This window comes from Micromonospora noduli (assembly GCF_003264475.1).
GTDB lineage: Bacteria > Actinomycetota > Actinomycetes > Mycobacteriales > Micromonosporaceae > Micromonospora > Micromonospora noduli.
Genome location: NZ_PYAC01000043.1, coordinates 16,377 through 25,823 on the forward strand (window position 1 = coordinate 16,377; position 9,447 = coordinate 25,823).

Consider the following 9,447-nt stretch of genomic DNA (forward strand, 5'->3'; position numbering starts at 1 on the left):
TGTCAGGCCGTCACGGCATCATCGTGGCGAGGTCCTTGGGCATGGTGTCCTTCACGTCCTGCCACTCACCCTGGGTGACATGGCGGCGCAGCGTGTCCAGCACCACCTGCGTCACCCGCTCCGGGCCGCCCTCCGCGTCGTACGGGAAGCCCTGCCGCACCTCGTAGAGGAAGTCGTCGCGGTTGAGCTTGATCGGCACGTCGGACGGCACCCAGCCGTCGAAGTAGATGCCCCGCACCAGCACCGGCAACTGCTGGGCGAACTCCACGCTCTCGCCCACCGGCAGCCGGTCGCGCAGCAGGTGCAGCACCGTGCGCAGGGCCGCGTACGACTGGTTGCGCCGTTCCTTCGGCCAGCCGTAGGCGTTCTCGATGTCCTTGAGAATGAGGTTCGTCTTGTCCAGCGAGGACTCGAACGCTGAAATCATCGAGTCAGCCATCGGTCGACCCCCGTTCCGTGGTGTCCCACCGTCGGTCGTCGGCGCGGCGCGGCGGCCCCACCGGGCCACGGCGGGCCCGCACCGGGCTGCCCTGCGGGGCGCGCCGGGCGTTGTCGGCCGTGCCGACCACGTGCAGGACGGCACCTCGCCGTCGATCCGTCACCAGTCGAACCGTCATCCCCGTCACCTCCGTGTCGTCTCCGGCGTCGGCCGTCCCCGGACGGCCGTACCCACCGCGTCCACCCTCCCCGCGGGTGGGGTGAGTCGTCCCCACCCTGATCGGGTGAGGTCAGCCGGCGTCGAGCAGACCCGCGAGGGTCTTCGCGTTGGTCTGCGCATAGTCCCGGTAGCAGTTGTTCATGAGCACGTGGGTCTGCCCGGCCTCGTCAGCCAGCTCGCGCAGCTTCGGCGCCCAGTCGGCCAACTCCCGCTTGGAGTAGTGGTAGCCGAACTTCTCGTGGATGTCCTTGCTGGTCCACTTGTCGCTGTGCCCGTGGAAACGCATGACCGCGAGGTCCGCGGTGGCGGCCAGCACCGGAGGCAGCGACGAGCGGTGGCCCTGCGGCATGTCCACGCAGACGTACGGCAGTTTGTGCTCGCGCAGGAAGGCCAGGGTCTCGTCGGCGTTGTCGCCGTCGAACCAGGAGGCGTGCCGGAACTCGTACACCGGGCGCAGCGGCGCGCAGCGCTTCGCCACCTCCAGCAGGTACTGCTTGTTGGCCCGCTTGATGGTGAACCAGGGTGGGAACTGGAACAGCAGCGCGCCCAGCTTGCCGGCCTCGACCAGCGGGTCCAGGGCGGACAGGAAGCGCGTCCACACCTCCTCGTACGACTGCGCGGGCAGGTCGTCGGGGTAGACGTTCTTCTTGTCGGTCTCCGGACGCAGGTCCTTGTAGAGCGCGCTGACCCGGGTGGGGTGCCCGGTCAGCAGGCTGAACGCCTTGATGTTGAAGGTGAAGCCGGCCGGGGTGCGCTCGGCCCACAGCCGTGCGGTCGCCTCGGCGGGTGGCGAGTAGTAGGTGGCATCCACTTCGACCAGCGAGAACTGCCGGGCGTAGTACGCCAGCCGCTTCTCCGGGGTGTCGGCGGTCTGCGGATACCACCCCGAGTCCAGCAGTGTGCGGTCGGTCCAGGACGCGGTGCCCACGAGGATGTCACCCATTGTGGAAGTCCATCGCGTCGCGGACCGACCGGCAACCGCTGGGGTGGCTCAGGCCGCCCGCCGCTCGCGAGTCTGCTTGCACGTCACACATGTGGTGGCGGACGGGAAGATCTCCAGCCGCTCCACCGGGATCGCCGCCGAGCAGCCCTCGCACCAGCCGTAGGTGCCCTCCTCGAGCCGGCCGAGGGCGTGCTCGTACTGGGCGCGGCGGTCGAGGATGGTGCGCAACAGGGACTGGGCGGTGTCCCGCTCGGCGGTCTTGGTGCCGCTGTCGGCCTGGTCGTCGCCGGCGGTGTCGCCGACCTCCACCAGCCGCAGCACCTGGCTCTGGAGCACCGCCTGGTCGTACTCCGCGGTCAGCTCGTCGTAGCGCGCCTGGAGCGACTGTCGGATCTGGTCGATCTCCGTCTGGGACCGGGTCGTACCGACCGTGTCGTGGACGAGCATCGCTGCCTGCCTTTCCTGGGCCTGTGGCTCAAGTGAACCGGGTGCCGGCGGCGCGGGGCCCCGGTCACGGTCGCGTTCGGTGCGCGGGCGATCACCAGCGCTCTGTGAGCCGGGCGAGTACCCGCCCGATCAGGCGCGCAAACCGACGAATTCTCGGTTGTTGTCAGTCGTTGCCGCCGGGCTCCACGAGCGCCGGGCGGCGGGGGTCGTCGGCGCGTACCACGACGTCGGCGAAGCTCGCCGGGACGACCTCCTCGGCGTACCGGTCGAAGGCCGGCAGCGCCCACTGCTGGGCCGGTTCGGTGCGCCGGCGCAGCGCCGCCGGGGACAACTCCAGGTGGACGGTCACGTCGAAGGGCAGGCCGCCGCCGAGCAGCAGCGAGCCGCTGACCAGGACAACGCCGCCGGGTGCCAGGTCGACGTAGCGGGCGCGGCTGGCCCGGTCGGCGTCGGCGTCCCAGAGCGACGGAAGCAGCCGGCCGCTGCCGCCGGGAGCGGCCGGGTCGAGCACCTCCCGGCGCAGCCCGGCCTCGTCGACCCAGGCCTCGTAGAAGGAGTCCGGGTTGGTGCGCCCCAACTCGAAGCGCAGCGACGCGGGGCGGAGGAAGTCGGTGGCGCGGACGTGCAGCACCGGGTGGCCCTGGGCGCGCAGCGGGTCGACCAGCGCCGCGGCCAGTTCGTCGACGCCGGCGGCGGGGGCGCCGTCCACGGCCACCCGCAGCCGCGCGGGCCCGGCGGCGGCGGTCGCGGCGCGGGTCGCCGCGTCGGCCAGCCGGCCGGTCAGCTCGGCGACGAGCAGATCGGGCGAGATGGGGCGGATGCGCACCGGACCATCCTGCCCCGCGCCGGGTACGTCGGTGCCGCCGGTCAGCCGCTGCGGTCGATGGTGACCCGGGCGTCGTCGGCCAGCCGGTAGCCGACGCCGTAGACGGTGGTCACCAGCGGCACGTCCACGCCGACCTTGCCGCGCAGCCGACGCACGTGCACGTCGACGGTGCGCACGCCGGCGTGCTCGTAGCCCCAGACGGCGTTGAGCAGTTGCAGCCGGGTGAACACCCGGCGCGGGTGGGCGACCAGGTGCAGCAGCAGATCGAACTCCAGCCGGGTCAGCGGCAGCGGTTCCTCGTCGCGCAGCACCGAGCGCGACGAGGCGAGGATGTGCAGGGCGGGAATGGTCGGGCTGATCGGGCGGGCCGGCGACCGGTTGGCGGGCGCCTGGTCGGGGCGGCGTTCGGCCGGTACCGAGCCGATGATCACGCCTTCGCCCCGCTCCAGCATCTCGCGAGCGGCCTCCAACAGCCGGCGCGCCGCCGGGGTCAGCGACTCCTCACAGGCCAGCGGGATGGACAGCGTCACGGTGAGCACGGGCGCGGCGGTGTTCGCCGGGCGACGCTGGCCGCCGGGAGGTCGACCGGGCACCGCGGGTTGGGACGTATGCCATCCGGCGCGCGACGAGGCGGGGCTGACCGACATGGTCCTCCTTGGGCTGGTCCGGGTATCTCCCCACGGCCCGGGACGCCGCTTCATCGATGCTTCCCGGCGCCTGGGCGAGGGTCAAGAGGCGGCTGCGTTGCATGAATGTGACAATTGACGAACACATCGGAGCCAAATGCTCGCTCTGCGTACGAGGCCTGATGATTACAGCAGAGTCGTCGAGATGCCCCGTTACGGGGGTCCCCGACCGGTTCACCAGGCGGTCACATCGCCGCCGGACCAGGGCTCAGCTGCTGTGATCCACGCTGATCGGGGCCTCGTCGGCCAGCCGGTAGCCGACGCCGTAGACGGTGGTGACCACCTCCGAGCCGGCCAGCTTGGCGCGCAGCCGGCGGACGTGCACGTCCACCGTCCGGGCCACCGCGTGCTCGTAGCCCCAGACGCTGGAGAGCAGTTGCAGGCGGGTGAAGACCCGGCGGGGCCGCTCGGCCAGGAACAGCAGCAGCTCGTACTCGATGCGGGTCAGCGCGATGACCCGGTCGCCCTGGCGGACCATCCGCGAGCCGGCCAGGATGCGGACGTGGTCCGGTGCGGCGGGCGGCACGACTGGGCGCGGAGCCGGTCGCGGCCCCGACGCGGGGTCCTCCACGGCACGCAGTTGACCCTCCCCCGACTCGGCCAGCTCGCCGAGCAGCTGCACCAGCCGGGCCAGCCGAGGGCTCAGCGGCCCGGGGACGAGATCGAGGGTGATGGTCAGGGTCGGGCTGGTGCGCGGACGGGCCGGCGGGCGCACGCCGGGGTGGCGGCGCGTGGGGATGGCGACGACGGACATGGTGCCTCCTGAGTGGCGGTACGCGCGCCACGCCGGGTGTGGCGTGACGGTCAGCGGCGCGCCCAGCCGGCGTTGACCGGGGACGCGAGGGGAGAGGGGTGGTGCAGTGGGGTCGGGCCGAGGGCCGGCAGGCCGGCGATCCGCCAGGCCGCGAACCCACCGACCACATCGGTGGCCCGGTGCAGGCCGACGTCCTGCAACGCGGCGGCGGCCAGCGACGAGGTGTAGCCCTCCTGACAGAGGATCACCACCGGCACGTCGTAGTCGACGGCCTGCGGCAGCCGGGCCGCGCAGCGTGGGTCGAAGCGCCACTCCAGCACGTTGCGTTCGACGATGAGCGAGCCCGGCACCACGCCGTGCGCGGCCCGCTGCGCGGCCGGGCGGATGTCGACCAGCAGCGCTCCGGCCCGGTACGCCAGGTGCGCCCGCTCCGGGTCCAGCCGGCGCAGCCGGGCCCGCGCGGCGGCCAGGATCTCGTCGATGCCCCGGGAGCCCGGTGGCGGCACGGGGGCGGGACAGTGCTCGGCGGTTATCTGCATTCTCGGTTCCTTCCGGTGACAGGGTTCGCGGTGGGCGCGGCTACCAGGACCGGCCGGCCTCGGCGACCTCGGCGACCCGCAGCCGCCCGTCCAGGAGGTGATAGCGGGTCATCCGCAGCAGCGCCGGCCGGTAGACGTGCACGCTGACCGCCGGCGCCGAGCCCCGGTTGGTCACCTGGTGCACGTGCCGGGGGCCGAAGCGGCGGCCCGCGCCGGCCGACAGCAGTCGGGGGCGCAGTCGACCGGCGCTGACCGTCTCCTCGGTGAGCACGCCGCCGACCACCCGGAACGCTCCGGAGGAGCCGCCGTGGTCGTGCAGGTCGGTGCCCTGCCCGGGCAGCCAGCTCAGCGCCCACACCTCGTGCTCGTCGCTGACGGCGAGGCGGGTGTACCAGCGCTCGGCTGGGTCGAAACGCAGCGCGACCGGCCAGCCGGCCGGGTCGGCCCATCCGGCGGCAACGGTGAGCAGGTCGGGCTCCGGACGGTGGTGCCTCATGGCGGTTCCTCGCGGTCGTTCGGCGGGATGCCCTCGTACTCTAGACGGCAAAGCCTATAGGTTTAGTAGGTAATTCCGGCTGGTGGGATGCAGAGCCAGCCGCTCGGGTGAATCAGCGCAGCACCGGCGGGTCCGCGCGGTAGCCCGGCAACGAGGGCCAGCGCACTGTCAACACCACCGACGCGCGCTCGGCGAACCAGGAATGGTCCACCCCACGGGCCCACACCACGTAGTCGCCCGGCGCGGCCAGCCGTACCGTCCGGTCCGGCAACTCCACCCGGAAACACCCCTCGACGAGTACGAGCAGAGTGGTGCGCACCTCACCGGTCGCCCACCGCGACCGGGCCTGCCCGGGCGGATGCACGCCCCACTTCACCTCGACGTCGGTGCTGTGCCGGATCTCCCCCGGCGGCGCGAAGTGCCCGAGCAGCCAACCGGCGTTGGCGGCGCCGTCGACGCCCGCGTTGCCCACGTACACCGTCTCACCCATCGGACCCCTCCCCCAGCGCGCCGGCCGAGCAACCTATCAGGACCGGTGTGGCTAACCTGGACCGGTGACCGAGAACCTCGACGCCGAGACGCTTGCGTTCGCGCACCGCATGTTCGACCTGGCCCGAGCCGGCGCCGCCGACGAGTTGGCGGCGCAGATCGACGCCGGCCTGCCGGTCAACCTCACCAACGACAAGGGCGACACGCTGCTCATCCTGGCCGCGTACCACGCCCACCCGGACACGGTGGCCGCCCTGCTCAGCCGCGGCGCCGACCACACCCGGGCCAACGACCGAGGTCAGACCGCGTTGGCCGCGGCGGTCTTCCGCAGCAGCACCGAGGCGGTCCGCGCGCTCCTCGCCGCTGGCGCGGATCCGGCACACGGCAACCCGTCGGCCGTCGAGACCGCGCGCTTCTTCGACCTGCCGGAGATGACAGAGCTGCTGCGCGTCGGCTGACACCGGCACGGCCGGCCGGTATACAGAGTCGGTGGAAGATCCTCTGCCGGAGCAGATGCGGGCCGCCGGCACCGCGCTGCTGACCGCGCTCGACCCCGCCACCCGCGAGAGCGCCGTGCACTCGTTCGACGACGAGGCGGCCCGACGCTGGCTGGAGTACCGGCCCCGACCCCGACCGGGCGTCTGCCTCGCCGAGCTCGACGTCACCGCCCGCAAGGCCGCTCACCGGCTGCTGGCCACCGCGCTCAGCCCCTCGGCGTACGCACAGGCGATGGCGATCATCTCGCTGGAGGAGGTGCTGGACCGGGCCGAGGGCTGGCAGCGCGGGCGGCACAGCGCCGACTATTGGGTGGCCGTGTTCGGCGACCCGGCGCGCGACGACCGTTGGGCGTGGCGACTCGAAGGGCACCACCTGTCGGTGAACATGACAGTGGTGGACGGTCAGGTCTCCCCCGCGCCGATCTTCTTCGGTGCCAACCCGGCCGCGGTCCGCTACGCCGGCCGGCCGGTCTCCCGTCCACTCGGTGTGGAGGAGGACCTGGCCCGAGCCCTGCTCGACGCGCTGGGCCCGGCCGAGCGGGCCGCCGCGATCATCGCCGACGAGGCGCCCGCGGACATCATCAGCGCCACCCGCGGGCGGGTCGACGCGCCGCTGGAGCCCCTCGGCGTACCGGCGGAGCGGCTGGGGCCGACCGGCCGCGCGCTGCTCGACCAGGTGGTCGCCCTCTACCTCGACCGGCTGCCGCCCGAGCTGGCCATCCGGGAGGCGACCCGACTGGACGCCGGCCCGCTGCACTTCGCCTGGGCCGGTCCGACCCAACCCGGGCGGCGGCACTACTACCGGGTGCAGGGCGACGACCTGCTGATCGAGTACGACAACACCACAGCGGACGGCAACCACGCGCACACCGTGCTGCGCCGCCCCGCCAGCGACTTCGGCGCCGACGTCCTGGCAACCCACCACCAGGCCCACCCCCACTAACCCCGCGCCCCCGCCCTCGCCGATCTTGCGGTTCCGGCGGTCGAGGTGCCCTGATAGGCGGCTTTGCGGGTGCCGAAAGTGCAAGATCGACGGGTGGGGGTGGCCGTCAGGGGCGGGTGGCCTCGATGAGGAAGCGTTGGGCGTGGGCGACGAAGGGGCCCTCGTTGGCGATGCGGTGGTGGAGGTCGCGCAGTGGTGCGCGGTAGCGGTCGACAGTGAACCCGGGCACCGTCCAGATCACCTTGCGCAGGAACCAGACCACCGCGCCGATGTCGGCGAAGGTCGCCCGCAGCGTGGCCCGGCGCAGGTCGACCACCCGCAGGCCAGCCGCTTCGGCGGCGGCGACCGCGTGCTCGGGGTGCCGCTGGGTCGGCGGCGGCAACGGCCCGAGGATCGCCTCACTGAGCTCCCGCATGGTGCCGGCCCCGATCTGCTGCGACAGGAACGTCCCGCCCGGCCGCAGCACCCGTGCCGTCTGAACCCAGTCGGTACGCACCGGATGCCGACTGACCACCAGGTCGAACGAGGCGTCGCGAAACGGCAGCGGCCCGTCCGGTGCGACCGCGACCACCGACGCGCCGACCCGACGCAGGGTCCGGCGGGCCACCTCCACGTTCGGCGGCCACGCCTCGGTCGCCGTCAGCAGCTTCGGTGGACGCGGCACTTCGGCGAGCACCTCCCCGCCGCCGGTGTCCACGTCCAGCGCCGCATCGGCCCGCGCCATCCGGTCGGCGACCAGCCGGGCGTACCCCCAGGGTGGACGCTCCTCGGTGGCCCGGCCGGCCAGCCAGTCGAAGCCCCAACCATCGACGGGCGCGGCGGCGGCCTCCGCGATCAAGTCCTCGGCGTCACGCTCAGCGGTCATGGCGGTCAGCTTCGCGGCCGGTCACCCGGCCGGCAACCCATTTGCCGCCGCCCGGTCGGGGTGTCCGCGGTGGATCTCAGCCGAAGCTCAGCCCGTGCTCTTCGAGGGCGGCCTGGAGGATCCCGAGCGCCTTCGGGCCCATGCCGTGCAGCTTGGCCAGGTCCGCCTCGGGAACGCCCGCGAGCTGACGCAGCGCGGTGTAGCCGGCACCCTGCAGGGCCCTGGTGGCGGGCGCGCCGATCTTCGGGAGCGTGTCCAGAGAGGAGGTCATCCCGGGATGGTAGACCGACCAGTCGCACGGATGCCGGCCCCGCGCACCAGGCGCACTTGCCGGCCGGACGGCGGGGCGGGCCAGGTCGGCCCCGTCTGGCCGGGTGGGGTCAGGGGCGAGTCCAGCGGGTCCGATCAGCGGGCCCGCTCGGCCGGTGGGGCCAGAGACGAGACCGCCGGCAGGTCGGGTCAGGGGCGGGCGATCTCGCCGGTGGAGCCGGCCAGCGCATCCAGGCCGCCGGACTCGGCGCGGCCGCTGTCGAACTGACGCATCAGCCGGGCGCCCAGGTGCACGCCGACCCCGCCGACGGTCAGCGCGACCAGTTCGGTGACCAGGATCGCGACCGACGCGCCGCGCTGCGGGGAGTGTGACCGGACCAGGCAGGTGAGCAGGAACATGGCGGCCATCACCGCGTTCACGAGGTTGAAGGCGACAGCGGTACGGCGGGTACGGTCGCCCGGCACGTCCCACAGGTCGACCATGCCGGCCACGGCGGTCAGCGCGGCGGCGACGAGGGCGGCGACGCCGGTCCAGTAGCCGACCTCGCCGAGGAACGCGGGCCCGCCGATCACGTCGGTGAGGTCGAAGACGGTGGCGCTGACGAAGAGCCCGAGCGGGAACGTCACCAGCATCGGTTGGATCGGGTGCCCCTGCACCCGCAGCCGGCTCTGCATCGGTCCTCCCCCAGGTCGGCGCAGCTCACCTGACCAGAGTGCTACCCGGGGCCGGTCGAGGCGAAACGATGCCGCCCGACTCGCCGCAGGCGGGGAGAACGGGCACCGTGGCCGCGCCCGTCGGCCGGATGGCCAGACCGGCGGGTGATCGACTCGGGCTTCAGGAAGTCGGGGCGTCCGCCGGCCCGTGACACCCCGATCTCCAAGAACCCGAGTTGATCACACCGCCGACGCGACCCGAGCCGCCCAGGCAGCCCACGCGGCGGACGCGACCCAGCGGCCGACGCGACCCCAGCGGCCGACGCGACCCCAGCGGCCGACGCGACCCCAGCGGCCGACGCGACCCCAGCGGCCGACGC

At 73.1% G+C, this 9,447-nt stretch carries 15 protein-coding genes; 2 read left to right on the plus strand and 13 right to left on the minus strand.

The window, feature by feature from the left end:
* Positions 1–10: 10 nt before the first annotated feature.
* The 10 genes from MED15_RS31520 to MED15_RS31565 form a co-directional block, all read right to left on the minus strand.
* A complete protein-coding gene (locus MED15_RS31520; RefSeq protein ID WP_112587442.1) occupies positions 11–439 on the minus strand; it encodes a DUF2267 domain-containing protein in 429 nt (142 codons plus the stop codon).
* Positions 432–617 carry a hypothetical protein gene (locus MED15_RS31525; RefSeq protein WP_112587444.1) on the minus strand — a complete coding sequence of 62 codons (186 nt, stop codon included), beginning with the start codon at positions 615–617 and terminating at the stop codon, positions 432–434. The genes MED15_RS31520 and MED15_RS31525 overlap by 8 nt, the downstream gene beginning before the upstream one ends.
* A gap of 111 nt (positions 618–728) precedes the next feature.
* Positions 729–1,601, minus strand: coding sequence for a DUF72 domain-containing protein (locus MED15_RS31530; protein ID WP_112737698.1), 873 nt, complete (start codon positions 1,599–1,601; stop codon positions 729–731).
* Between the two features lie 48 nt (positions 1,602–1,649).
* Entirely contained in the window at positions 1,650–2,048 is a 399-nt protein-coding gene (locus tag MED15_RS31535) for a TraR/DksA family transcriptional regulator (protein ID WP_091408390.1), read from the minus strand.
* 163 nt (positions 2,049–2,211) lie between these two features.
* A complete protein-coding gene (locus MED15_RS31540; protein ID WP_112737700.1) occupies positions 2,212–2,874 on the minus strand; it encodes a nucleoside/nucleotide kinase family protein in 663 nt (220 codons plus the stop codon).
* Between the two features lie 41 nt (positions 2,875–2,915).
* Complete coding sequence (locus MED15_RS31545) at positions 2,916–3,521, minus strand: winged helix-turn-helix domain-containing protein (protein WP_112587450.1); 606 nt, start codon at positions 3,519–3,521, stop codon at positions 2,916–2,918.
* Between the two features lie 247 nt (positions 3,522–3,768).
* The gene (locus MED15_RS31550) at positions 3,769–4,314 is read right to left on the minus strand and encodes a winged helix-turn-helix domain-containing protein (protein WP_112698316.1); all 546 of its coding nucleotides are present in this window, start codon (positions 4,312–4,314) and stop codon (positions 3,769–3,771) included.
* Between the two features lie 50 nt (positions 4,315–4,364).
* Complete coding sequence (locus MED15_RS31555) at positions 4,365–4,853, minus strand: rhodanese-like domain-containing protein (protein ID WP_091408377.1); 489 nt, start codon at positions 4,851–4,853, stop codon at positions 4,365–4,367.
* Positions 4,854–4,893: 40 nt separating this feature from the next.
* On the minus strand, positions 4,894–5,349 hold the full coding sequence (locus tag MED15_RS31560) for a cysteine dioxygenase (protein WP_112737702.1): 456 nt from the start codon (positions 5,347–5,349) through the stop codon (positions 4,894–4,896).
* A gap of 112 nt (positions 5,350–5,461) precedes the next feature.
* Complete coding sequence (locus MED15_RS31565) at positions 5,462–5,839, minus strand: signal peptidase I (RefSeq protein ID WP_112587457.1); 378 nt, start codon at positions 5,837–5,839, stop codon at positions 5,462–5,464.
* Positions 5,840–5,948: 109 nt separating this feature from the next.
* On the opposite strand from MED15_RS31565, the gene MED15_RS31570 reads away from it, so the two are divergent.
* Positions 5,949–6,296 (plus strand): ankyrin repeat domain-containing protein, encoded by a 348-nt coding sequence (locus MED15_RS31570; RefSeq protein WP_425271097.1) that lies wholly within the window; start codon positions 5,949–5,951, stop codon positions 6,294–6,296.
* Positions 6,297–6,327: 31 nt separating this feature from the next.
* Complete coding sequence (locus MED15_RS31575) at positions 6,328–7,278, plus strand: DUF3500 domain-containing protein (protein ID WP_181518493.1); 951 nt, start codon at positions 6,328–6,330, stop codon at positions 7,276–7,278.
* 106 nt (positions 7,279–7,384) lie between these two features.
* Here MED15_RS31575 and MED15_RS31580 read toward each other — a convergent pair whose 3' ends face one another.
* From MED15_RS31580 to MED15_RS31590, 3 genes are all read right to left on the minus strand, one after another.
* Positions 7,385–8,143: a class I SAM-dependent methyltransferase gene (locus MED15_RS31580; RefSeq protein WP_112737706.1), complete on the minus strand. Its 759-nt coding sequence runs from the start codon at positions 8,141–8,143 to the stop codon at positions 7,385–7,387.
* A gap of 76 nt (positions 8,144–8,219) precedes the next feature.
* Entirely contained in the window at positions 8,220–8,414 is a 195-nt protein-coding gene (locus MED15_RS31585; RefSeq protein ID WP_112698320.1) for a helix-hairpin-helix domain-containing protein, read from the minus strand.
* Positions 8,415–8,602: 188 nt separating this feature from the next.
* Entirely contained in the window at positions 8,603–9,088 is a 486-nt protein-coding gene (locus tag MED15_RS31590) for a DUF2231 domain-containing protein (RefSeq protein ID WP_112737708.1), read from the minus strand.
* Positions 9,089–9,447 lie beyond the last annotated feature (359 nt).